Origin of the sequence: Comamonas testosteroni, from assembly GCF_014076415.1 — a bacterium.
GTDB classification, from domain to species: domain Bacteria; phylum Pseudomonadota; class Gammaproteobacteria; order Burkholderiales; family Burkholderiaceae_C; genus Comamonas; species Comamonas testosteroni_F.
Map to the genome: position 1 here is coordinate 1065138 of NZ_CP043568.1, position 22029 is coordinate 1087166.

22 protein-coding genes are annotated in these 22029 nt (G+C 62.6%); 9 read left to right on the forward strand and 13 right to left on the reverse strand.

Annotated features, from left to right (window positions below; translation table 11 throughout):
- Positions 1–5: 5 nt before the first annotated feature.
- Entirely contained in the window at positions 6–521 is a 516-nt protein-coding gene (locus F0P97_RS04815; protein ID WP_182285836.1) for a hydroxyisourate hydrolase, read from the reverse strand.
- A gap of 14 nt (positions 522–535) precedes the next feature.
- A complete protein-coding gene (locus F0P97_RS04820) occupies positions 536–1873 on the reverse strand; it encodes an MFS transporter (protein ID WP_182285837.1) in 1338 nt (445 codons plus the stop codon).
- A 130-nt stretch (positions 1874–2003) separates the two neighbouring features.
- On the opposite strand from F0P97_RS04820, the gene F0P97_RS04825 reads away from it, so the two are divergent.
- The 3 genes from F0P97_RS04825 to F0P97_RS04835 all read left to right on the forward strand — a co-directional run bounded on the left by F0P97_RS04825 (position 2004) and on the right by F0P97_RS04835 (position 4727).
- The gene (locus F0P97_RS04825) at positions 2004–2936 is read left to right on the forward strand and encodes a LysR family transcriptional regulator (RefSeq protein WP_182285838.1); all 933 of its coding nucleotides are present in this window, start codon (positions 2004–2006) and stop codon (positions 2934–2936) included.
- Between the two features lie 68 nt (positions 2937–3004).
- The gene (uraD, locus tag F0P97_RS04830) at positions 3005–3556 is read left to right on the forward strand and encodes a 2-oxo-4-hydroxy-4-carboxy-5-ureidoimidazoline decarboxylase (RefSeq protein ID WP_182285839.1); all 552 of its coding nucleotides are present in this window, start codon (positions 3005–3007) and stop codon (positions 3554–3556) included.
- A 223-nt stretch (positions 3557–3779) separates the two neighbouring features.
- A complete protein-coding gene (locus F0P97_RS04835; RefSeq protein ID WP_182285840.1) occupies positions 3780–4727 on the forward strand; it encodes a bestrophin family protein in 948 nt (315 codons plus the stop codon).
- Between the two features lie 74 nt (positions 4728–4801).
- On the opposite strand, the gene F0P97_RS04840 is transcribed toward F0P97_RS04835, so the two are convergent.
- From F0P97_RS04840 to F0P97_RS04855, 4 genes are all read right to left on the reverse strand, one after another.
- The gene (locus F0P97_RS04840) at positions 4802–5296 is read right to left on the reverse strand and encodes a nucleoside deaminase (protein ID WP_182285841.1); all 495 of its coding nucleotides are present in this window, start codon (positions 5294–5296) and stop codon (positions 4802–4804) included.
- Positions 5297–5458: 162 nt separating this feature from the next.
- Complete coding sequence (locus tag F0P97_RS04845) at positions 5459–6574, reverse strand: acyl-CoA dehydrogenase family protein (protein ID WP_182285842.1); 1116 nt, start codon at positions 6572–6574, stop codon at positions 5459–5461.
- 131 nt (positions 6575–6705) lie between these two features.
- Complete coding sequence (locus F0P97_RS04850) at positions 6706–7887, reverse strand: acyl-CoA dehydrogenase family protein (protein ID WP_182285843.1); 1182 nt, start codon at positions 7885–7887, stop codon at positions 6706–6708.
- A 233-nt stretch (positions 7888–8120) separates the two neighbouring features.
- Positions 8121–8807 (reverse strand): YceH family protein, encoded by a 687-nt coding sequence (locus F0P97_RS04855; RefSeq protein WP_182285844.1) that lies wholly within the window; start codon positions 8805–8807, stop codon positions 8121–8123.
- Positions 8808–8893: 86 nt separating this feature from the next.
- On the opposite strand from F0P97_RS04855, the gene purN reads away from it, so the two are divergent.
- Positions 8894–9472: a phosphoribosylglycinamide formyltransferase gene (purN, locus tag F0P97_RS04860; RefSeq protein ID WP_182285845.1), complete on the forward strand. Its 579-nt coding sequence runs from the start codon at positions 8894–8896 to the stop codon at positions 9470–9472.
- A 50-nt stretch (positions 9473–9522) separates the two neighbouring features.
- Here the strand turns inward: purN and F0P97_RS04865 are convergent, their stop codons facing one another.
- Positions 9523–9780 carry a DUF1653 domain-containing protein gene (locus F0P97_RS04865; RefSeq protein ID WP_182285846.1) on the reverse strand — a complete coding sequence of 86 codons (258 nt, stop codon included), beginning with the start codon at positions 9778–9780 and terminating at the stop codon, positions 9523–9525.
- A 140-nt stretch (positions 9781–9920) separates the two neighbouring features.
- On the opposite strand from F0P97_RS04865, the gene F0P97_RS04870 reads away from it, so the two are divergent.
- A complete protein-coding gene (locus tag F0P97_RS04870) occupies positions 9921–11252 on the forward strand; it encodes an RsmB/NOP family class I SAM-dependent RNA methyltransferase (protein WP_182285847.1) in 1332 nt (443 codons plus the stop codon).
- Between the two features lie 123 nt (positions 11253–11375).
- Positions 11376–12596 carry a fatty acid desaturase gene (locus F0P97_RS04875; RefSeq protein ID WP_182285848.1) on the forward strand — a complete coding sequence of 407 codons (1221 nt, stop codon included), beginning with the start codon at positions 11376–11378 and terminating at the stop codon, positions 12594–12596.
- Here the strand turns inward: F0P97_RS04875 and F0P97_RS04880 are convergent.
- Positions 12571–12966: a hypothetical protein gene (locus F0P97_RS04880; RefSeq protein WP_182285849.1), complete on the reverse strand. Its 396-nt coding sequence runs from the start codon at positions 12964–12966 to the stop codon at positions 12571–12573. The genes F0P97_RS04875 and F0P97_RS04880 overlap by 26 nt on opposite strands.
- Before the next feature lie 198 nt (positions 12967–13164).
- Between F0P97_RS04880 and F0P97_RS04885 the strand changes: the two genes are divergently transcribed.
- Positions 13165–14691, forward strand: a complete 1527-nt coding sequence (locus tag F0P97_RS04885; RefSeq protein ID WP_232538129.1) for a PLP-dependent aminotransferase family protein — start codon at positions 13165–13167, stop codon at positions 14689–14691.
- 15 nt (positions 14692–14706) lie between these two features.
- Here the strand turns inward: F0P97_RS04885 and F0P97_RS04890 are convergent, their stop codons facing one another.
- From F0P97_RS04890 to trxB, 4 genes are all read right to left on the reverse strand, one after another.
- Complete coding sequence (locus tag F0P97_RS04890) at positions 14707–15465, reverse strand: hypothetical protein (protein ID WP_182285850.1); 759 nt, start codon at positions 15463–15465, stop codon at positions 14707–14709.
- Between the two features lie 139 nt (positions 15466–15604).
- Positions 15605–15775: a 50S ribosomal protein L33 gene (rpmG, locus tag F0P97_RS04895; RefSeq protein ID WP_003058233.1), complete on the reverse strand. Its 171-nt coding sequence runs from the start codon at positions 15773–15775 to the stop codon at positions 15605–15607.
- A 20-nt stretch (positions 15776–15795) separates the two neighbouring features.
- Positions 15796–16029 (reverse strand): 50S ribosomal protein L28, encoded by a 234-nt coding sequence (rpmB, locus tag F0P97_RS04900; RefSeq protein ID WP_003058229.1) that lies wholly within the window; start codon positions 16027–16029, stop codon positions 15796–15798.
- Between the two features lie 277 nt (positions 16030–16306).
- Positions 16307–17260: a thioredoxin-disulfide reductase gene (gene trxB, locus F0P97_RS04905; protein WP_182285851.1), complete on the reverse strand. Its 954-nt coding sequence runs from the start codon at positions 17258–17260 to the stop codon at positions 16307–16309.
- Positions 17261–17518: 258 nt separating this feature from the next.
- On the opposite strand from trxB, the gene F0P97_RS04910 reads away from it, so the two are divergent.
- Together F0P97_RS04910 and lolA are read left to right on the forward strand one after the other, a co-directional pair.
- Positions 17519–19885, forward strand: a complete 2367-nt coding sequence (locus tag F0P97_RS04910; RefSeq protein WP_182285852.1) for a DNA translocase FtsK — start codon at positions 17519–17521, stop codon at positions 19883–19885.
- 22 nt (positions 19886–19907) lie between these two features.
- Positions 19908–20543: an outer membrane lipoprotein chaperone LolA gene (gene lolA, locus F0P97_RS04915; protein WP_182285853.1), complete on the forward strand. Its 636-nt coding sequence runs from the start codon at positions 19908–19910 to the stop codon at positions 20541–20543.
- 112 nt (positions 20544–20655) lie between these two features.
- Here lolA and brnQ read toward each other — a convergent pair whose 3' ends face one another.
- Positions 20656–21984, reverse strand: a complete 1329-nt coding sequence (gene brnQ, locus F0P97_RS04920) for a branched-chain amino acid transport system II carrier protein (protein ID WP_182285854.1) — start codon at positions 21982–21984, stop codon at positions 20656–20658.
- Positions 21985–22029 lie beyond the last annotated feature (45 nt).

Below are 22029 nucleotides of genomic sequence, written 5' to 3' on the forward strand. Positions count from 1 at the left end.
GCGGCTCAGCTGCCGCGCGAATAGGTGTAGCTCCAGGGGCCGAACTGGATGGGCAGATGGATGCGCTCTGCCGTGTTAACGATCTGGAAGCGCACCGGCACCTTGGACAGAAAGGCCGGGCGCGGCAGCTTGGCGCCCCTGGCCGCAAAATACTCGTCCACGTGCAGCAGCATTTCGTAGCGGCCGCTGCAGTAGCTGTCGTCAATCAGCAGCGGCTCGTCGGCCCGGCCGTTGGCGTTCACGACAAAGCTGCGTATCGGCACATAGGCTTCGCCGTCGAAGCGCGAAAAGTCGATGCGCAAGCCCGTGGCTGCAGAGCCATGGAAGGTGTCCACGGCATGCATTGTCAGGCGCGGGCTGACACCATGCAGCACGATGGGACCGGTGGCCTGGGCGGGCGCTGCCGGGTGTGTGTCGGCGGCCAGCGCGCCGTGTGTGCCCGTCAGGGCCGAGGCGCCGAGCACGAGGCCCGAGAGTGCGAACTGTCGGCGCGACGGGGTCGGTGTGGGTGTGGGATGCATGCGGGGTGACTCCTTCAGACGTTCTTGCGGCGTTGGAGGCGGGCGACGAAGGCGATGGCGAGAACGGCTGCCAGGGCTTCCACAATGGCCACCAGGTACAGGCCCGGAGCGACCTTGCCGGTGGAGGCCTTGATCACGCCCATCAGATAAGGGGCGCCGAAGCCGGCCAGATTGGCCACCGAGTTGATCAGCGCCACGCCCACGGCAGCGGCGCCGCCGCTGAGCAGCATATTGGGCATCTGCCAGAAGACGGGAATCGCGCTCATGGTGCCCACCAGTGCCAGGACCATGGCCGTCAGCGCCACGATCACGGGGATGCTGTCCATGCCCATGGTGACGGCCAGGGCCAGCATGCCCACGGCGCCCAGCAGGACCGAGCCCGCGAAGTGCCAGCGCACCTCGCCACGGTGGTCGGAATGGCGACCGTTGATGATCATGCCTGCCGCACCGAGCAGGTAGGCAGCACCGGCGATCCAGCCAACCTGCATGGGCGAGGTGAAGCCTGCTTCACGGATCACAGTGGGAATCCAGAAGGTCAGCGTGGAGTTGGCGCACAGCAGGCAGAAGAACACGGCGATCAGCAGCCACACCATGGGGTTGCCGAACAGGGTGCGCCAGTCGCTGTGGCGCTCGCCCTGGGCCTTCTGGTCGATCTCGAGCTGCTGGCGCACGACGGCGCGGTCCGTGTCGGTGAGCCATTTGGCTTCCTCGGGACGGTCGGTCATGTAGAAGTAGGCAAAGATGCCGGCCAGCACCGAGGGGATGCCTTCGATGATGAACAGCCACTGCCAGCCGTGCATGCCGTGCGCGCCTGCCGCCCAGGTCATGATGCCGCCGGCCAGCGGGCCGCCGATGACGCCGGCGATGGCCGAGGCCGACATGAAGGTGCCAAAGGCCTTGGCACGGCGCTTGGACGGATACCAGTAGGTCAGGTAGAGGATGATGCCGGGGTAGAAGCCCGCCTCGAACACGCCCATCAGAAAGCGCAGGATGTAGAACTGGGTCGGTGTCGTCACCCAGGCCTGCAAGATGCAGATCAGGCCCCAGCCTATGGTGATGCGCATCACCGTCTTCTTGGCGCCTATCTTCTGCAGCAGCAGGTTGGACGGCACTTCGAACAGGAAGTAGCCGATGAAGAAGATGCCGGCACCCAGGCCGTAGACGGCTTCGCTGAACTTCAGGTCGTCGAGCATCTGCAGCTTGGCGAAGCCGATATTGACGCGGTCCAGCCAGGCCAGCACCCACAGCACGCCCAGAAAGGGCAGCAGGCGCCAGGAAATCTTGGAATAGGTGGCGTCGACCTGATCGACGGACGCAGCAGTGCCGCTGATCGGCACATGGTGAGCACTCATGGCAAGTCCTTGTCTCGGAAATTTGTTGTTGGGTTGGCGGACACTTGCATGGTCGCGACTTGTGGCGATATGCGAAACTAAGCGCCTGCTATGAGCCGCATAGCAAAATGCATATCTCTAGGGAAAACACGTGTCTCGCAGCGAAGAACCGTTCGATACCTATTTGCTGCGCGTGCTGTGCACCTTGATCAGCGAAAAAAGCGTATCGCGCGCGGCAATACGCCTCAATCAGTCACAGCCGGCCATCAGCGCGGCGCTGCGGCGATTGCGGGCCATCTTCAACGACCCGCTGCTGGTGCGCGACAAGAATCGCATGGTGCCGACGGCGCGCGCGCTCCAGGCCGTGGAGCAGGCACGTGCGGCGCTGGGGCTGATCGACGGTCTGCTGAGCGTCGGCAAGGAATTTGTGGCTGAGACCACCCAGCTGCGCTTCACCATCGCCATGCCCGACTATCTGGCGCCGCCCTTCATGGCGCGCGTGGTTCAGCTCATGCGTGCGCAGGCTCCGGGCGCGAGACTGGTCCTGCTGCCGCTGGGCCAGAACTTCGACTACGAGCAGGCCCTGCAAAGCGGCGAGGTGGATATCGTCATCGGCAACTGGCCAAGCCCGCCCGAGCATTTGCACATGTCCACGCTGCTGGAGGACGAGGTGGTCTGCCTGCTCGATGAAAAGCATGCCCTGGCCGAGCCGGGCCGGCTGACAGCCGAGCACTATCTGCAGGCCGCGCATGTGGTGTTCACGCCTTATTCGCCCGATCAGCGCGGCGTGGTGGAAAGCAGCCTGGGCACCATGCGGGTGAGCCGTGACGGCCGCGTGCAGTGCTCGCATTTCTCGATGGCGCCGGACCTGCTGGTGGGTACAGACCTGCTGCTGACCACCAGCCGCCATTTCGCGGCCTACCACGCCAGGCGGCTGCCGCTGGCCATGGTGCCTCTGCCCATGGGCAACCGCGTCATGCGCTTCTATCAGCTCTGGCATTCGTCCCGGCACCGGGATGCCTCCCATATCTGGCTGCGCGCCCTGCTGAATCAGGCCTCGCAGGTGCTGACGGCGTCGACGTAGCCGGCTGCTATACGGGCTATAACAAGCCAGCACTGTGAGGCGGGAAGTGCGCTTCCTACACTGGCCTCATGACCAGCACCACTACCTCCTCCATCCCCACGCTCGACGAGCTCAACATCATGACGACCGCAGCCTTTGCGGCTGCGCTCGGCGAGGTTTTCGAATACGCCCCCTGGGTGGCCGAGGCGGCCGCGCATCGGCGCCCTTTCGCCAGCCTGGATGCTTTGCACCAGGCCATGCTGGCCGCCGTGCATGACAGCCCGCGCGAGCAGACCCTGCGCTTTCTCTGTGGCCACCCCGAGCTGTCTGTCAGCGCCGTGCGCTCCGGCACACTGACCGTTGACTCCCAGCAGGAGCAGCAAAGCGCAGGGCTGGGAGATCTGGCGCAGGAGCAGGGCGAGCGCCTGGCCGCGCTGAACCAGGCCTATCGCACGCGCCATGGCTTTCCCTTCATCGCCTGCGTGCGCCACTACACGCGCGTCGGCCTGTTTGCCGAGCTGGCCTCGCGCACGGAGCGAGGCACCGAGCAGGAGTTTGCCGAAGCCCTGCGCCAGATCGGCTTCATCAGCCGTCTGCGCCTGTCGCAACGGGTGAATGCTGGCTGCCTGCAGGCCGCCTGAGTGTCCATCGCGCCACCCAAGCCCCGCATCGCGGGGCTTTTCTTATGCTGGATGGCGGGTTGGCACCATATGTCGGGGTTTGCTGCCCATGTGCATCAGATGCCGCATGGGCCGTTCTGGCGCGGCCCAGGCTGCCTACTGCCGCAGTGGGAGTTCTCGGCGCTGGCTGAAATCCCCGGATGCTTGTGATTGAATTCGGGTTTAGACCTCATTTCTCGTTTTCATGATCGTCAGAGATCGCCCGTCGGGCTTCAAGCTGCTGTGGATTGTCCGGGGCTCGGTGCTGCAACGCATCAAAGGTGTGCTTGCCGTCAACATCGTGCTGGCCATCATCGTCACCGTGGCGCATGGCACGCTGTTTCACACCAAGATCCCCATTACGCCGATTCCGTTCACCCTGATCGGTCTGCCGCTGGCGATTTTTCTGGGCTTTCGCAACAACACCGCGTATGCGCGCTACTGGGAAGGACGCAAGCTCTGGGGAGAGATCGTGATCTATGCACGCACGCTGGCCCGCCAGTGCCTGAGCCTGATCGAGCTCGATCACCCCATAGACCCGCGCCAGCGGGCCAACGATGTGCGGGTGCGCATGGTGCATCGGGCCGTGGCTTTTTCTCATGTGCTGCGGGCCCAGCTGCGCGGCCTCAAGGACGATGTGGCGGCCCAGCAGTGGCTGACCCATGCCGAGTGGCAGCGCCTGCAGCTGCTGCCGCTGAATCAGCGCACCGATGCGCTGATGCTGGCCATGGGCAAGGAGCTGGGCCAGTGCGTGCGCGACAGGCGCATAGACCCCTGCCTGGCCGTGGAACTGGACCGCACCCTCAATGGCTTCACCACGGCCGCAGCCTCATGCGAGCGCATCCGCAATACGCCGATTCCGTTTTCCTACACCTTGCTGCTGCACCGCACGGCCCATCTGTACTGCTTTTTGCTGCCGTTCGGTCTGGTGGACATCACGGGCTTTATGACGCCGTTTGTCGTGGCCATCGTGGCCTATACCTTCTACGGCCTCGATGTGCTGGGTGACGAACTGGAAGAGCCATTCGGCATGGAAAGCAACGACCTGGCCCTGGACAGCATCTGCCGCAGCATCGAGATCAGCCTCAGCCAATCGCTGGGCGACCCCCAGGTGCCGGCACCGCTCAAGCCGGTGGACTATCTGCTGACCTGAGACTCTTCGCAATGCAAAGCCCTGAACTCCTCATTCAGGGCTTTGTTCTTGATGGCGGCTGAAGCCAGTGCTGGCTAGACCGTGGCGCGATCCTCGTCCACGGCTTTTTGCCAGGCTTCGTAGAGGTCTTCACCCTCGTCGCGCACGCGCTGGCCGATCAGGGCCATCTCGCGCTGCTCTTCGGGCTTGGCCAGTTCCACATAGCCGCGCGCAGCCGACAGATCGTAGGGCTCGCCGTCTTCGTTGGAGTAGGCGAAGTACACCTGTTTCACGCCGGCCAGCAGCATGGCCGTGTAGCACATGGAGCAGGGATAGCCGCTGGCATACATGACGGCCCCCGACAGATCGGTGCTGCCCTGGGCCTTGGCTCCTATGCGCAGGGCCTGCATCTCGGCGTGAGCCGAGGGGTCGCAGAGCTCATCGACCTGGTTGACGGCGCGGGCCAGGACCTTGCCCTCGCGCACCAGCACGGCGCCGAAGGGCCAGGTGGGCTGCTCGCGGCCTTTGACATTGCCCATGGCCAGGCGGATGGACTCCAGCAGATACTTTTCGCTGTCTCGGGTGCTCATGCATGTCTCCTTGATCTTTGTGAATGGCGCAAAGATCATAGGAAGACCCGCAGTGTCCATAGTGCATGCAGGAAGCAAAACAGCACGCCGAAGCGTGCTGTTGACTTTTAGTTTTGGGTTGAATGCAGTTGCCGTGATTTTGATGTATGTTGATGCAGGCTTTCAGGCAAAGACGCCGGCGCTGTCCTGCATGTGGGCCGATACCGTGCCCAGGTGGTGCAAGGTGTCGCCGCCTGTCATCTCCATCTGGGTCAGGCGCTTGAAATAGTGGCTGCCCACATATTCGTCCGTCACGCCGATGCCGCCATGCAGCTGTACGGCCTGCTGGCCCACATAGCGCATGGACTGGCCCAGCTGTACCTTGGCGCGCGCGATGGCGACATGGCGCTCCTCGGCAGGCGCCACCAGCTTGAGCGTGCCGTAGTAGCTCATGGAGCGGGCCAGCTCCAGCTGCATCTTCATATCGGCCACGCGGTGGCGCAGGGCCTGGAAGCTGGAGATCACCACGCCGAACTGCTTGCGCTGGTTCATGTATTCGGTGGTGAGCTTGAGTGTCTGCTCCATCACGCCCACGCCTTCGGCGCAAAGAGCGGCATTGGCCACATCCTGTGCCAGGGTGAGGGCCGCCACGCCGTTGGTGGTGATCAGGGTGGCCGATGCGGCATGGCAGACCAGGTCGGCCGCGCGCCCTTCGTCCTGGGTGGCATAGGGTTTGCTGCTCACGCCCTCGCGGCCGTTCTCGACGAGGAAAAGCGCAATCTTGCCGTCGAGCTGGGCCGGCACGATGAAGGCATCGGCCTGGTCGCCTGCAGGAACAATGTTTTTCGTAGCATCTACCGCATAGCCATCGCCGGATTTAGAGGCTTTTGCAGCGCAAACATCAATCTGGTAGCGCGCCTTGCGCTCCTGTGATGCGAGCACGACCAGCTTTTCACCGCTGGCGATGCGGGGCAGCCAGGCTTGCTTGACGGCCTCGTCGCCGAACTGACCGAGCAGGGCGGAGGCCACGAAAGCCTGGCTCAGAGGTTCCATCACCAGACCGCGGCCCAGCTCCTCCATGACCACCATCACATCGACTGCGCCCTGGCCCAGGCCGCCATATTGCTCGGGCACCGTGAGGGCCGTCAGGCCCAGTTCGGCCAGCTCGTTCCAGACCTCGCGCGAGAAGCCGCCCTGCCTGGCAATGCTCTGGCGGCGCTCAAAGGTATAGCCCTTGTCCACCCAGCGGGCCACGGCATCGCGCAGTTGCTGCTGGTCGTCGGAAAAATCGAAATCCATATTTGTCTCCTGCCACCAGGCCGCAATTGGCGCGAAGCGCCAAACCAGCCCGGCGAAGCTCAATCTAGAACCCCCTCCCGGAGGGGGCACGGGGGAGTAGTCCTGTTTCGCGAAGCGAAGACGGTTCCTGGCTAGCCAAGAACCGTCTGCGCGACGATGTTTCGCTGCACCTCGTTGGAGCCGCCATAGATGGTGGTCTTGCGCATATTGAAGTAGGTCGCGGCCAGCGGCGCATTGCCCAGCACATCGCCGGGAAAGTCACCCTGGTAGCCGGCTTCCATGGCTTCCTGGATATAGGGCAGGGCATAAGGGCCGGCGGCCAGCATCATCAGCTCGGAGTAGCGCTGCTGGATCTCGCTGCCCTTGATCTTGAGCAGGCCGGCGATGTCCAGCGGGTTCTTGCCCGATTTCATGGCCGACAGCACGCGCAGCACCAGCATTTCCAGCGCGATCACATCGATCTCCAGCAAGGCGATCTGATCTCGGAAGCGCTGGTCTTCCCACACGCCTTCGGTCTTGGCGATGCGCTTGAGGCGCTCCAGCTCCCGCTTGGCACGGTTCACATCGGCGATATTCGTGCGCTCGTGGCTGAGCAGGTGCTTGGCATAGGTCCAGCCCTTGTTTTCCTCGCCGATCAGTTGGTCGGCAGGTACCTCCACATTGTCGAAAAAGACCTCGTTGACCTCGTGCGAGCCGTCCAGCAGCTTGATGGGGCGCACGGTCACGCCGGGCGACTTCATGTCGACCAGCAGGAAGCTGATGCCGGTCTGGGGCTTGCCCTCGTTGCTGGTTCGTACCAGGCAGAAGATCCACTCGCCGTACTGGCCCAGCGTGGTCCAGGTCTTCTGGCCGTTGACGATGTATTTGTCGCCCACGCGCTCGGCACGGGTCTTGACGCTGGCCAGGTCCGAGCCCGAACCCGGCTCGGAATAGCCCTGGCTCCACCAGACTTCGCCACTGGCGATGCCGGGCAGAAAGCGCTGTTGCTGCTGCGGAGTGCCGTAGGCCATGATCACCGGCGCCACCATCACGGGGCCGAAGGGCACGATGCGCGGCGTGCCGGCGAGCGCACATTCCTCCTCGAACAAATGCTTTTGTACGGCGCTCCAGCCGGGGCCGCCGAATTCCTTGGGCCAGCCGTAGCCGAGCCAGCCTTTTTTGCCCAGAATCTTGGCCCAGCGCTGCATGTCGTCGCGCGTCAGGTGCAGATCGTTGCGCACCTTGTGCGCAATATCCTCAGGCAGATTTGCCCGCACCCAGCTGCGGATCTCTTCGCGAAAAGCCTGTTCTTCAGGGGTGAATGCCAAGTCCATGCGTTGTCTCCTGCAAATGCTGGATATTTGTAGCACGCACGTTCTTTTCCTGGCTGTCCGGGTTGCGACAAATGGCGGGAAACCCCAGGGATGAGCACTCCTGAGCGGCTGCGCCTGCCCGCTTTCCCTTGCTTGACGCGCGCCAGCTTTCGGCGCTGGCGGGTCGTTGGTAATGAAGCAGGCCGCCAGCGCTTATTGGATAAACGCTGGCAGCTATCAGGTTCTGTTTGAATTTATTCAGCCGGTGCAGCAGGCGGTTCCACGCCCAGCGATTCGCACAGCATCTGCACGGTGGCGCGCAGCTGGGCGACTTCAGCTTCGAGCGCATCCACACGCTGCTGCAGGGCCGATGCATTGCTGCCCGTGCTGGCGTTGCTGGTGCTTGCCAGGGCGTTGACATCCACCGGGCCACAAAGCAGGTGGGCCCAGCGCTGTTCACGGGCACCGGGGGCGCGCGGCAGCTGCACGACCAGCGGGCCGCCTTTTTCCTCGCTGCGTTCGCGCAGTTCGTCGAGAAAGGCTTCGACCGAGGAGATGTCGGCAAAGCGGTGCCAGCGCTCGGAGTTGATGCGCAGCTCGCCAGCGGTCTGGGGGCCGCGCAGCATCAGCAGGGACAGCAGCACGGCCGACTGGTCGGGCACGCCAATGCCGCGCGGGAAGTTGTGCTCCCAGCGCGTGGAGCGCACGCTGCTGATCTGTACCGACAGGGTCTTGAGGCGCAGGCTGTCCAGTGCCTCCTGGGCTTCGCCCTCGCTGACCTCCATCACCGGGTCGCGGCTGGACTTCTGGTTGCAGCCCGTGACCAGGCTGTTGAGCGTGAGCGGATAGCTGTCGGGCACGGTGCGAGCCTTTTCCATCAGCGTGGCCAGAACGCGGGCTTCGATGGCGCTCAAAGGGGTGTTGCGTGGGTCAAACGGCATGGGATCTCCTCTAAAGTCTTAGGGCAGCGCACAGGAACTGGTGCAAACCCGATAGGGTTTGTCCGTCAATGCGACAATCGCCGCCCATGAAAAACATCGTGATCCTCATCTCGGGCGGCGGCTCGAACATGGCTGCCATTGTGCGTGCATCCCAGCAGCAGAACTGGGCAAAGCAGTACAACGCCCGCGTGAGCGCCGTGGTGAGCAACAAGGCCGAGGCCAAGGGCCTGGTGTTCGCGCGGGACAACGGCATCGCCACCGAGGTGCTGGATCACAAGCAGTTCGACAGCCGCGAGGCCTTTGATGCCGAGCTGGCGCAGGTCATCGATCGCCATGCGCCCGATCTGGTGGTGCTGGCCGGCTTCATGCGCATTCTCACTCCAGGCTTTGTTGCGCACTATGAGGGCCGGCTGATCAACATCCATCCCTCGCTGCTGCCGGCCTTCACCGGTCTGCACACCCATCAGCGTGCGATTGATGCAGGCTGCAAGTTTGCGGGTTGCACCGTACACCGCGTGACGGCCGAGCTCGATGTGGGTCCCATCCTGGAGCAGGCCGTGGTGCCCGTGCTGCAGGGTGACACAGCCGAGCTGCTGGCTGCACGCGTGCTGGTGCAGGAGCACATCATCTATCCGCAAGCCGTGCTCAATCTGATCAAGGCTTGATCAGATTTGATAGCTTCTATTTCTTTATAGGTAAGCGATAGAGCCTATCTTTATGCTGATTTCTGCTCCTCGGCGGGCAGGCGGCGAAAGCGTGGCCGTTCCACGCCGTCGATTACCACCATCTCGTTGAACATGGCAGCCGGGCGCACCCACAGGCCATGTTCGCCATAGAGCGCGCGGTAAAGCGTCATGGGCTCCAGCGTTTCGCTGTGGCGCACCGTGGCTATGACTTCGTAGCGCATGCCTTTGTAGTGTTCGTAGAGACCGGGCTCGGTGGTGATGAGTGCAGGCAGATCGTGGTCGGACATGATGCTTTAAAAAGATGAGCTGTCAACGCTTGAAGGAAAAGGGCTGAAGCCTGTTTTTACTACGAATCGTTTGGAGCAGGCCGGCGTCATAGATTTCTGGTGCCAGCCAGGGCCAGGGCGAGAGTGGGACAATTGCGCCCATGCATCCCAAAGCCCTTCTCGACGCTTGCTCTGAACTCGTCAAGCGCGCCCTGACATTTGAACACCCGGCCGATGCCGTGGTGTCCCGCTTTTTCCGCGAAAACCGCTATCTGGGCCCGCGCGAGCGCGCCACCCTGGCCGAAACCGTCTACACCGTGCTGCGCAAGAAGCTGCTGTTCGAAGCGCTGGCGCATTCGGGCAGCGGCGCACGCGAGCGCCGGCTGGCCATCCTGGGCTTTGCCGCCGTGCTGCGCGAGCAGGCCAAGAAGGAAGGCAAGGTCAAGAACAAGGACGGCCAGGACAGCGAGACCTTTATCAAGGCCGCGCTGACGCCCCAGGAACTCAAGTGGCTGGCTGCCTGCGACGGCGTCAAGCCCGAAGAGCTGATGGAGGCGCACCGCCACAATCTGCCCGAATGGCTGGTCGAGCCGCTCAAGGCCCAGCTGGGCGATGGATTCTGGGCACTGGCCGCCAGCATGGAGCAGGCCGCTCCATTGGACCTGCGTGTCAACACGCTCAACGATAAGCGCTCCGATCTGCGCAAGGAACTGGAAAAAGCCGGCATCAAGGCCGAGCCCACGCCGTTCTCGCCCATCGGTCTGCGTGTGGACGGCAAGCCCGCGCTGGCCAAGCTCGATGCCTTCAACCGCGGCGCCATCGAGGTGCAGGACGAAGGCTCGCAACTGCTGGCACTGATGCTGGACGCCAAGCGTGGCGAAATGGTGGTGGACTTTTGCGCCGGTGCCGGCGGCAAGACCCTGGCCATTGGCGCGGCCATGCGCAACACCGGCCGTCTGTATGCCTTCGACGTTTCGGGTCATCGCCTCGATGCGCTCAAGCCTCGTCTGGCGCGTTCGGGTCTTTCCAATGTCCACCCTGCCGCGATTGCCCACGAGCGCGACGAGCGCGTCAAGCGCCTGGCCGGCAAGATCGACCGCGTACTGGTCGATGCTCCCTGCTCGGGCCTGGGTACGCTGCGCCGTAACCCCGACCTCAAGTGGCGCCAGAGCGTCAAGGCCGTGCAGGAGCTGACGCAGAAGCAGGCTGCCATCCTGGAAAGCAGCGCGCGCCTGGTCAAGGCCGGCGGTCGTCTGATCTATGCCACCTGCTCCATCCTGCCAGAGGAAAACGAGGCCATTGCCGAAGCCTTCAGCGCCGCTCACCCCGAGTTTGTGCCGCTGGACGCGGGCGAGGTGCTCGAGCAGCTCAAGATTGCCGACGGCGACAAGCTTTGCAGCGGTGGTGACAAGGGTCGACGCTATCTGCGTCTGTGGCCACATCAGCACGAGACAGACGGGTTTTTCGCGGCTGTTTGGGTGAAAAAGACGTAACTTCGGTGCAAATCCGGTATCTGCTGTCGGGGAATCGACAGCAGGCCGGTCGGCAGCTCACCTAAAATGGCACGACCATGCGTGTCGGATGGGCGCGTTTTTTTGCCAAAGGCTTTGTTATTTATGTCGCTGGATATAGCCTCGATCTGGAATGCCGTCGTGGATTGGATGGCCAATGGCCTGTGGGATCTGTCGTGGTGGCAGCTGCTGCTCTACACCCTGATCACCACCCACTTCACGATTGCGGGCGTCACCATCTATCTGCACCGCAGCCAGGCGCATAGGGCGCTGGATCTGGGGCCTATTCCTTCGCATTTCTTCCGGTTCTGGCTCTGGCTGGGCACGGGCATGGTGACCAAGGAATGGGTGGCCATCCACCGCAAGCACCACGCCAAGTGCGAGACCGCGGACGACCCGCACAGCCCGCAGACCCGCGGCCTGGGCAAGGTGATGCGCGAAGGTGCCGAGCTGTACCGCGCCGAGGCCAAGAACGAGGAAACGCTCAGGAAATACGGTCACGGCACGCCCGACGACTGGATGGAGCGCAATATCTATCGCCATTCGGTGATGGGTCCCTCGCTGATGCTCATCCTGAATGTGGCGCTGTTCGGTGCGATCGGACTGTCGATCTGGGCCGTGCAGATGGTCTGGATTCCATTCTGGGCTGCGGGCGTGGTCAACGGCGTGGGGCATTTCTGGGGCTATCGCAATTACGAGGCGACGGATGCCTCCACCAATCTGGTGCCCTGGGGTCTCATCATCGGTGGCGAAGAACTGCACAACAACCACCATACCTTCCCCACTTCGGCCAAGTTCTCCGTCAAGCCCTACGAGTTCGATATCGGCTGGTTCTATATCAGCCTCATGCAGAAGCTGGGCTGGGCCAAGGTCAAGAAGACCCCACCGCGCCTGCGCATGGGCGCCGTCAAGCCCGTGGCCGACGAGCTGACGCTGGAAGCCATCATTGCCAATCGCTACGAGGTCATGGCCCGCTATGCGCGCGGCGTGCGCGCGGCGGTTCAGCACGAGCTGGATCTGCTCAAGCAGAAGCAGGCGCAGAAGTCGGATGTTTCCCTGCTCAAGGGCGTGCAGCGCTGGCTGCACCGCGATGCCGACAAGGTGCCCGAGCGTGCCCAGGGCCAGCTGGCGCAGGCGCGCGCTGCGCACCCGGTGATTGACCAGATGCTGGTCATGCGTGAAGAGCTGCGCCAGCTGTGGCTCAACACCAGCCTGAGCCGCGAGCAGCTGACAGGCCAGCTGCAGGCCTGGTGTCAGCGTGCCGAAGCCAGCGGCATTGCGGCACTCAAGGATTTCTCCGTCAAGCTGCGCGCTGCCCACGTCTGAGGCCGAGCTTGCCTAGCTGCTGCCAGAGTCTGGCAAGCGCGAAGCTCAGGCCTTTTCCCTCTTCAAGCCGCCTCGCTGCCCTGTTCGGATGGGGGCGGCTTTGCTGTATTCGTGCCGCCGGATATTGAATCCAGGCCGCACCTGCCGCCGTGCTCAGCTGCACCCAGGTGCGATCGGGGCAACGCCAGCTTTGCCCGGTTTGCAGCAACATGACCTGGCCGAAGTGAGTGTCGGTAAAGCTCAGCGGCCCGATGGCCAGACGCAGCGGACCTTGCTGGCAGAACAGCTCGCTGCCTGGTTCAAACAGCAGCGATGCGGCTTGTCCGCTGTTGAGGCTATGTGTTTTCGGGGTGAAGTCCGGCTGTGACATGGTGGCTAGAGGTCTGTGATTCAGGCCCTCAAGCGTAGGGAAGTGAGGCTTGGCAGAACAGGCACAGCAAGCGTTCTGCGCAGGCGTAGCAGCGCGGATTCCGGTGTCTCTGTTCTGCCATGTTTGCTGACAATCTGTATCTGTTGCAGAACAGGGCTTGCTGGCATGATGCCAGTCCGGCCCTGCGTTTTTGCCATCATGCTGACTTCCACCACCTCCGAATCACTGCCTGTCGATGATGCGGCAAGCGATGCGCTGCTGCCGCTGTATCAACGGCTGGCCGCGCACTACAGCGCAGCCATAGAGCTGGGGAGCTTGAAGCCCGGGGAGCGCATGCCGTCGGTGCGCGAGCTGATGACGCGGCATGACATCAGTCTCTCGACAGCCTTGCAGGTGCTGCGTTTTCTGGAAGCGCAGGGCTGTCTGGAGGCCAGGCCCCGCGTGGGCTACTTCGTGTGCGCGACGAGGACGGGCGATATTCCTCTGACCAGCGAACCGGACCTGAGCCAGCCGCTGTCTCCCGGCGCGCATGCGCATTTCGTGGGCATCAACGAGCATATTTCTCTGCTGCTCGAGCGCGGCCGCCAGGCCGAGGTCTATATGGACATCGGTGGCTGCACGCCGCCTGCCTCCTTGTTCGATCATCACTATCTGAACAAGACCGTCACCAGGCTGCTGCGCGAGCATCCGACGCTGCTCTCGCAGGGGCGCTCTCTGCTGGCCAATCAGGGCAATCATCCGCTGTTTCAGCAGGCCATGGCCAGACGGGCGCTGGCCTCCGGTATCCGTGTGGCGCCTGCAGACGTGCTGGCAACCACCGGCAATTCCGAAGCGGTGAGTCTGGCGCTGGCTGCCGTCGCATCCCCCGGGGACATGGTGGCCGTCGAGTCTCCAACCTATTACGGCCTGCTGCAGGTGGTGGAGTCCTTGCAGCTGAAAACGCTGGAGATTCCCTGCAGCCCGCGCACCGGCATGTCCATCGAGGCGCTGGAGCTGGCTTTTCAGACCCAGCCGCGCCTGAAGGCCGTGGTGGTAGTGCCGGATCTGCAGATGCCTTTGGGTGCACGCATGCCGGACGAGAACAAGGCCAGACTCGTGGCTCTGTGCGCAGCCCATGGGGCGGCACTGATCGAGGATGACTCCTACGGTCTGTTTGTCGAAGGGCTGCCGGTGAAGCCGCTCAAGGCCTGGGACAGTGTCTCCGGGCATGTGATCTATTGCCAGGCCTTCAACAAAAGTCTGGCGCCGGGTCTGCGTCAGGGCTGGATGAATGGCGGCCAATGGCACGGCCGTATCCAGATGCTGAAATTTGCGCAAAGCCGCAATACCCAGACGCTGGGACAGCTGGTCGTGGCCGAGGTGCTGGGCTCACCCACCCATCAGCGCAGCCTGGAAAAGCTCAGGCAGCAGCTCAAGCGGCAGCGCGAGGCCATGGCCAGACTGGTGGCACGCCATTTTCCGCTGGGCACGCGCATGAGTCTGCCAAGTGGCGGCCTGTGTCTGTGGCTGGAGTTCCCTGCGCAGATGTCCACCTCGGACTTGTTCACGGCAGCATTGGCGCGCGGCATACGCATTGCGCCGGGCAGCATGTTCTCCAACTCCGGCCGATACGAGCACTGCATGCGTCTGGCCTGCACCCATCCGGTCGACGAACTCATGGAAAGGGCGATGCAGGATCTGGGCGCGATGGCCTGCCGGCAACTGGGGCAGAGTCCGCGCAGCTAGAGCTGCGCTGTGCCTTTAATTCGTCAGCTGACCGGCCATGCACTTGCTCAGGAAGTCGCGGGCCTTGCCGCCCTCCTTGTAGAAGGTGCTGATGACCTCCTTGCCTTCCACGGAGACCTTGAAGCGGGCTTCTTCCTCTTCACCCAGCTCCTTGACCAATGCTTCGGGGCCGCCCAGCGCATAGACGACGGCTCCCCATTTTCCATTGGACATGGTGTAGTTGATGGCGCCAACCTCCTGGGGCCGGTCCTGGTTCTGGGTCAGAGTGGTTCTGATCTTGCGCGGGCTGGCGGGCTGGGGAATGTCCATTCCCAGAAAGGTCAGCAGGGCACCGTTGTGCTTGGCCGTAGGGCCGGAAAGCTGAACGGCACCGGACATGCTGCCAAAGATCGCAGCACATTCAAGACCCGAGCGTGGATTTTTCTCGTCGTGCGAAAACATCCAGTAGCCCTTGCGCAGCTTCTGGTACTGCGGATCTTGTGCAATTCTCTGTCCTTCCCTGATCAGCTCCTGCCCCTCGCGCAGCAGCTCCAGCTGGCCGCGGGCCAGACCGCCCAGGGCATCGGCGGGCGACGGTTCGGTGCGCTGGGTGGCGGCGGGCGCGGAACTGAACTGCTCGCAGACGGGCACCGAGGCCAGACCCGGTGAGCCGCCTGTCATGCCAACCTGGCGCTGGCCGGGGCCGGGACCCGAGGGGCAGATGAAGGTCTGGCCGAAGACGGCTGGCGACACGGCAAGCGAAAAAAGCAATGTGCTCAGCGTCCTGTGATTCATGTGATCCCCCCCTGCTCGTTGCAAAGTGCCAAGTATAGGGAGGGGCGCGGAGCCAGCCCTCGCGCGGTTACAGGCATCGCGAAGGCATAAAAAAACCGCCTGCACTTGCGTGAGGCGGTTTTTCAGGAAACAGGCCGAATTACTTCAGCTTGGTTTCCTTGTACTCGACGTGCTTGCGAGCCTTGGGGTCGAACTTGATGATCGACATCTTTTCAGGCATCGTCTTCTTGTTCTTGGTCGTTGTGTAGAAGTGACCGGTACCAGCAGTGGAAGCCAGCTTGATCTTTTCGCGTCCGCCTTTAGCAGCCATGGTGTTTCTCCTTCAGGAAATTAAGCTTGGCCACGAGCGCGCATGTCTGCGAGCACGGAGTCGATACCGTTCTTGTCGATCAGGCGCAGAGCAGCGCTGGAAACGCGCAGGCGCACCCAACGGTTTTCGCTCTCCACCCAGAAGCGGCGGTATTGCAGGTTGGGGAGGAAACGACGCTTGGTCTTGTTGTTGGCGTGGGAAACATTGTTGCCCACCATGGGCTTCTTGCCCGTAACTTCACATACGCGTGCCATTGGGACACTCCGATAGTTGAATCGGCCGCCGGCTCTGGAATCCTGCAGGAGCAGGAGGTGCCGACAACCTCACCTCGCCAGTTTGTAATGGGTGGCGGTAGCCCGATTGCGGAAGTCCCGAAGCACGGTAAAGCGCGAGCCTGGAATTCAGCAAAGTCTGCGATTATAGCGTTCTCGCAAAAAAGCCCCTGGTGCCGGCCAAAACTGGCCAAACCCAAGGGCTTTTGCGCCGAACATGCGCTAACAGCCGCTCAGACGCCCAAGCGTCCTGGCGTCATCAGGATTCCTGTTCCAGGAAGCGCTGGGCATCCAGGGCCGCCATGCAGCCGGTGCCGGCGCTGGTGATGGCCTGGCGGTAGACATGGTCCTGGCAGTCGCCGGCGGCGAACACGCCGGGCACGCTGGTCTGTGTGGCAAAGCCCTTGAGGCCGCCCTGAGTGACGATGTAGCCGTTTTCCAGCTCCAGCTGACCCTGGAAGATGTCGGTGTTGGGGTGGTGGCCGATGGCGATGAAGGCGCCTTGCAGCTTGACCTCTTCCGTGTGGCCGTCCTGCGTGCTCTTGATGCGGATGCCGGTCACGCCGCTCTGGTCGCCCAGCACTTCATCCAGTGTGAAATGGGTCTTGAGCTCGATCTTGCCTTCCTTGACCTTGTCCATCAACTTGTCCACGAGGATGGGCTCGGCCTTGAATTTGTCGCGGCGGTGCACGAGGGTGACCTTGCTGGCGATGTTGGACAGATACAGGGCCTCTTCCACGGCCGTGTTGCCGCCGCCGATCACGCAGACGGGCTGCTCGCGATAGAAGAAGCCGTCGCAGGTGGCGCAGGCGGACACGCCGCGACCCATGAAGGCCTCCTCGGAGGGCAGATCCAGGTACTTGGCCGATGCGCCGGTGGCGATGATCAGCGAGTCGCAGGTGTAGACGCCGCTGTCGCCGGTCAGGGTGAAGGGGCGCTTGGAGAGGTCAACCTGGTTGATGTGGTCGAAAACGATTTCGGTCTTGAAGCGCTCGGCATGTTCCTGAAAACGCTGCATCAGCTCGGGGCCCTGCACGCCCATGACGTCGGCAGGCCAGTTGTCCACTTCGGTGGTGGTCATCAACTGGCCACCCTGGGCCATGCCGGTAATCAGCAGGGGCTTGAGGTTGGCACGGGCAGCGTATACGGCTGCGGTATAGCCGGCAGGGCCGGAGCCGAGGATGAGAACTTGTGCGTGTTTGGTAGAGGACATGGAGCGGAACTCTGAAAAAAGCAGGCCGACGGCCGGCGCGCGGTCATGAAAACATTGGGAAGATGTGGGAGTATCGCTCCGGATCAAGGTCTGCGCGTGCAGCTGTTTTTAATCACCGGAATTGTTAAAAATGATAGTGATGAAGCGAATCCGGCTACCGTATGGCAGTTTTGTTGCATGTGCTTGCATTACGCTGAGCGATCGTCTTGGCCGAATGTACCGCTTGGATAAGGGCCTAAGGTAAGCTAGCGCCTGCGTATGACATATACATTGAACGCTTCGAACGCGTCTTCTTCCAGCAAATCAAAATCCCGCGCTGCGACTCCGCGCTATGGAGTGATTCGCTTCAGCCAGGAGGTTTTGCTGTTGATCGGCCTGCTGGCACTGGTGTTCTGGCTCATGGCCATGTTCACCTACTCGCCGCAAGATGCAGCCTGGTCCACCTCGGGTGCCGGGCAAAAGCCGTTTGTGCATAACTGGATGGGCCGTGTGGGGGCCTGGCTGGCCGATGCCTGCTACTTCGGCTTCGGCATGTCCATCTGGTGGCTGGTGCTGGCCGCCGTGCAGACCTGGGTGACATCGCTGGTGCGCTGGATGCGTGGCGGGGTGAACAAGGACGGCAGCCCTCTGGCGCTGATGCCGCTGTGGCGCCGCCGCTTTCTGTTCTGGGGTGGCCTGGCCATTCTGATGATTGCCAGCTGCGCGCTGGAATGGACGCGTTTGTACCGTTTCGAGAACTTGCTGCCCGGCCCGGCCGGTGGCGTGTTTGGTTACATGATGGGCTTTAATGCCCTCAAATGGCTGGGTTTTGCGGGTTCGGGCCTGATCGGCATCTGCCTGTTCGTGCTGGGCGCAGCCATGGTGTTCGGCTTTTCCTGGGGTAAGCTGGCCGAGGGCCTGGGCGCTCGCCTGGACGGCATGGTGCAGTTTGGCCGCGAGCGTCGCGAAATTGCCAAGGATGTCTCTGTCGGCAAGAGAGCGGCCCGCGAACGTGAGGAAGTGGTGTTTGACCGCACCGAAGGTGCGATCGCTGCACCGGTGCATCAGCCTGTGCAGATCATCGAGCCCGTGCTGCAGGAGACCAGTCAGCCCAGCGCCCGGGTAGTGAAGGAACGCCAGAAGCCGCTGTTCACTGATCATCCGGACAGCAAGCTGCCTCAGGTGGACTTGCTGGACCAGGCCCAGCAGCGCCAGGAGCTGGTGTCTGCCGAGACGCTGGAGATGACCAGCCGGCTGATTGAAAAGCGTCTCAAGGACTTTGGCGTGGAAGTGCGTGTGGTTGCGGCCATGCCCGGCCCTGTGATCACACGCTACGAGATCGAGCCTGCCACGGGCGTCAAGGGCTCGCAGATTGTCAATCTGGCCAAGGATCTGGCGCGTTCGCTGTCCCTGGTGTCGATTCGCGTGATCGAGACCATTCCCGGCAAGAACTATATGGCCCTGGAGCTGCCCAATGCCAAGCGCCAGTCGATCCGCTTGTCCGAGGTGCTGGGCTCGCAGGTCTACCACGACGCCAAGAGCCTGCTGACCATGGGTCTGGGCAAGGACATCGTGGGTAACCCAGTGGTCGCCGATCTAGCCAAGATGCCCCACGTGCTGGTGGCCGGCACGACCGGCTCGGGCAAGTCCGTGGGCATCAACGCCATGATTCTGTCTCTGCTCTACAAGGCAGAGGCGCGCGATGTGCGCCTGCTCATGATCGACCCCAAGATGCTGGAAATGTCGGTCTATGAAGGCATTCCCCATCTGCTGTGCCCCGTGGTCACCGACATGAAGCAGGCGGCCAACGGCCTGAACTGGTGCGTGGCCGAGATGGAGCGCCGCTACAAGCTCATGAGCAAGCTCGGTGTGCGCAACCTGGCCGGCTACAACAGCAAGATCGACGAGGCCAAGGCGCGCGAGGAGTCGATTCCCAACCCCTTCAGCCTGACGCCCGAGGAGCCCGAGCCGCTGCAGCGCCTGCCGCACATCGTCATCGTGATCGACGAGCTGGCCGATCTGATGATGGTGGTGGGCAAGAAGATCGAAGAGCTCATCGCACGCCTTGCGCAAAAGGCGCGCGCGGCCGGCATTCATCTGATTCTTGCGACTCAGCGCCCCAGCGTGGACGTGATCACCGGCCTGATCAAGGCCAATATTCCCACGCGTATTGCCTTCCAGGTCTCCAGCAAGATCGACAGCCGCACCGTGCTGGACCAGATGGGAGCCGAGACGCTGCTGGGCATGGGCGACATGCTGTACATGGCCAGCGGCACCGGTCTGCCGATTCGGGTGCATGGCGCTTTTGTCTCCGATGACGAGGTGCACCGTGTGGTCAGCTATCTCAAGGAACAGGGCGATCCCGACTACATCGAAGGCATACTGGAAGGCGGCTCTGTCGACGGTGAGGGCGGTGATGACGATGGCGAAGGTGGAGGTGGAGGCGAAAAGGACGAGCTCTACGATCAGGCCGTCGAAATCGTGCTGAAAGACCGCAAGGCCAGCATTTCCTACGTTCAGCGCAAACTGCGCATCGGTTACAACCGCTCGGCCAATCTGCTCGAGCAGATGGAAAAGGCCGGCCTGGTCAGCTCGCTCACATCCAGCGGGCAGCGCGATGTTCTAGTTCCGGCTCGCAGCGAGTGAGTCGCGTACAAGAGAGAGAGTCATGAAACGTCTTTTGACTGCAATTTTGATAGCTGGCAGCGCAAGTGCCGCAATGGCTGATGGCCTGAAAAGCCTTGAATCCTTCATGAAGAATGCCCAGGCAGGCAAGGCAGATTTCACCCAGTCCGTGACTTCGCCCCCCAAGTCCGGACAGCAAGCGCGTACCAAGGTGTCCAGCGGCAGCTTTGAATTTCAGCGCCCCGGCAAGTTCCGCTTCAACTACAGCAAGCCTTTCGAGCAACTCATCGTGGCCGACGGAAAGACACTGTGGCTGTATGACGCCGACCTGAATCAGGTGACGGAGCGTGCCCAGGCCCAGGTGCTGGGCAGCACACCGGCGGCCATCCTGACCTCGGCCACCGACCTCAAGGCCTTGAAGGCCGATTTCGAGCTGGGCAACCAGCCTGACGCCGACGGTCTGGAATGGGTGCTGGCCAGCCCCAGGCAGAAAGGCGGCCAGCTCAAGAGTGTGCGCATAGGCTTCACACCGGAAGGCAAGCTGGCGGCGCTGGATATCGAGGACAGCTTTGGTCAGCGTTCGCTGATGCAGTTCAAGGGCCTGCAAACCCAGGCTTCGCTGCCGGCATCGACCTTCCACTTCACGGTGCCCAAGGGGGCCGACGTGCTCAAGCAGTAAAGATTGCGGCACGCATCAGCAAAAAGGCCTGCGGATGGTGTCCGCAGGCCTTTTTTATGCAGGAACCGGGCTTAGCCCTTGTGAGTAGAGCACTGCCGTGGGGCTGTTGTGATCAGGCGCGCGTGGCGTTTGCGGCACTTTGCCTGTTGCCGATGGCGAAGTCCAGCAGGCCTGCAATCACCAGCACACCGACCACGGGGGCGACCCAGCCCATGCCCAGTGCAGCGCCGGGCAGTTTGTCCAGCCAGGCGGGCACCAGGGCATCAAGCTTGGCAGCCTTGGCGGCATCGAACAGGCCAAAGATCAGGGAGACGGTCATTACGGGAATGTAGACGCGCGACGGCTGATTCCAGCGGTGCAGCAGGCTCAGAGCGATCAGGGCGATGGCCACGGGGTACAGCCCCACGAGCACCGGCACGGCGACGGCAATCAACTGGGCCAGGCCCTGGTTGGCCACGGCCGCACTGAAGACCGACAGGCCGATGACCATGGTGCGGTAGGAGATACCAGTCAGCTCGCTGAAGAAGCTGCTGCAAGCGGTAATCAGGCCCACGCCGGTGGTCAGGCAGGCCAGCATGATGACGATGGCCAGCAGCCACAGGCCTGCGGGGCCGAAGGTCTGCTGTACAAAGGCCGTGAGAATCTGCACGCCGGTGGTGGCGTTGACAGCCAGCTCGCTGTTGGTGGCACCCAGATACATCAGCGAGGCATAGACCAGGCCCAGGCAGGTCGCGGCAATGATGCCGGCGTAGATGCAGTAGCGGGTGTGCAGCTTGCTGTCGCTCACTCCAGCCGCCTTGATCGCATTGACGATGACGATGCCGAAGATCAGCGAGGCAAGGGCGTCCATGGTCTGATAGCCCTGCAGAAAGCCTTCGGAAAAGGCGGCTGCCTGCGTGGCATAGGCCTCGGTGCTGAGACTGTAGCCATCCACAGGGGCCAGCACGGCGGAGCCGCCGAGCACGGCAAGCGCCAGAATCAGCACGGGCGTGATGATCTTGCCCACGTTGTCCATGAGCTTGCCGGGGAAGAGCGACAGCAGCGCCACCGCCACGAAGTAAGCGATGGTGAAGGCCAGCAGCATGGCAGGTGTGTTGCCGACAAAGGGAGCCAGGCCCATCTCGAAGGAGACGGTCGCCGTGCGTGGCGTTGCAAACAGAGGGCCGATGGTCAGATAGATGGCCACTGCCAGCACCAGGCCGGCAATGCGGCCTATGGGGCTGGTCAAGGTGTCCAGGCCGCCACCCACGCGTGCGAGAGCGACTACGCCGAGAAGGGGCAGACCGACACCCGTCAGCAGAAAGCCGGTTGAGGCGCCGAGCAGGTTTTCACCGGCTGCCAGGCCCACCATAGGAGGGAAGATGATGTTGCCGGCCCCGAGGAACAGGGCAAAGGTCATGAAACCGAGGGCAAAAATGTCCCAGGTCTTGAGTTTTTTCATACGCTTAGGCTCAGGCGTGCAGCGCTGGCACGCCCTGGAGCAATG

Bases quoted from the DNA above. Each gene is read 5' to 3' on its own strand.
- F0P97_RS04815 (WP_182285836.1), bottom strand. From the start codon at position 521: ATGCATCCCACACCCACACCGACCCCGTCGCGCCGACAGTTCGCACTC.
- F0P97_RS04820 (WP_182285837.1), bottom strand. From the start codon at position 1,873: ATGAGTGCTCACCATGTGCCGATCAGCGGCACTGCTGCGTCCGTCGAT.
- uraD (WP_182285839.1), top strand. From the start codon at position 3,005: ATGACCAGCACCACTACCTCCTCCATCCCCACGCTCGACGAGCTCAAC.
- F0P97_RS04835 (WP_182285840.1), top strand. From the start codon at position 3,780: ATGATCGTCAGAGATCGCCCGTCGGGCTTCAAGCTGCTGTGGATTGTC.
- F0P97_RS04840 (WP_182285841.1), bottom strand. From the start codon at position 5,296: ATGAGCACCCGAGACAGCGAAAAGTATCTGCTGGAGTCCATCCGCCTG.
- F0P97_RS04845 (WP_182285842.1), bottom strand. From the start codon at position 6,574: ATGGATTTCGATTTTTCCGACGACCAGCAGCAACTGCGCGATGCCGTG.
- F0P97_RS04850 (WP_182285843.1), bottom strand. From the start codon at position 7,887: ATGGACTTGGCATTCACCCCTGAAGAACAGGCTTTTCGCGAAGAGATC.
- F0P97_RS04855 (WP_182285844.1), bottom strand. From the start codon at position 8,807: ATGCCGTTTGACCCACGCAACACCCCTTTGAGCGCCATCGAAGCCCGC.
- purN (WP_182285845.1), top strand. From the start codon at position 8,894: ATGAAAAACATCGTGATCCTCATCTCGGGCGGCGGCTCGAACATGGCT.
- F0P97_RS04865 (WP_182285846.1), bottom strand. From the start codon at position 9,780: ATGTCCGACCACGATCTGCCTGCACTCATCACCACCGAGCCCGGTCTC.
- F0P97_RS04870 (WP_182285847.1), top strand. From the start codon at position 9,921: ATGCATCCCAAAGCCCTTCTCGACGCTTGCTCTGAACTCGTCAAGCGC.
- F0P97_RS04875 (WP_182285848.1), top strand. From the start codon at position 11,376: ATGTCGCTGGATATAGCCTCGATCTGGAATGCCGTCGTGGATTGGATG.
- F0P97_RS04880 (WP_182285849.1), bottom strand. From the start codon at position 12,966: ATGTCACAGCCGGACTTCACCCCGAAAACACATAGCCTCAACAGCGGA.
- F0P97_RS04885 (WP_232538129.1), top strand. From the start codon at position 13,165: ATGCTGACTTCCACCACCTCCGAATCACTGCCTGTCGATGATGCGGCA.
- F0P97_RS04890 (WP_182285850.1), bottom strand. From the start codon at position 15,465: ATGAATCACAGGACGCTGAGCACATTGCTTTTTTCGCTTGCCGTGTCG.
- rpmG (WP_003058233.1), bottom strand. From the start codon at position 15,775: ATGGCTGCTAAAGGCGGACGCGAAAAGATCAAGCTGGCTTCCACTGCT.
- rpmB (WP_003058229.1), bottom strand. From the start codon at position 16,029: ATGGCACGCGTATGTGAAGTTACGGGCAAGAAGCCCATGGTGGGCAAC.
- trxB (WP_182285851.1), bottom strand. From the start codon at position 17,260: ATGTCCTCTACCAAACACGCACAAGTTCTCATCCTCGGCTCCGGCCCT.
- F0P97_RS04910 (WP_182285852.1), top strand. From the start codon at position 17,519: ATGACATATACATTGAACGCTTCGAACGCGTCTTCTTCCAGCAAATCA.
- lolA (WP_182285853.1), top strand. From the start codon at position 19,908: ATGAAACGTCTTTTGACTGCAATTTTGATAGCTGGCAGCGCAAGTGCC.
- brnQ (WP_182285854.1), bottom strand. From the start codon at position 21,984: ATGAAAAAACTCAAGACCTGGGACATTTTTGCCCTCGGTTTCATGACC.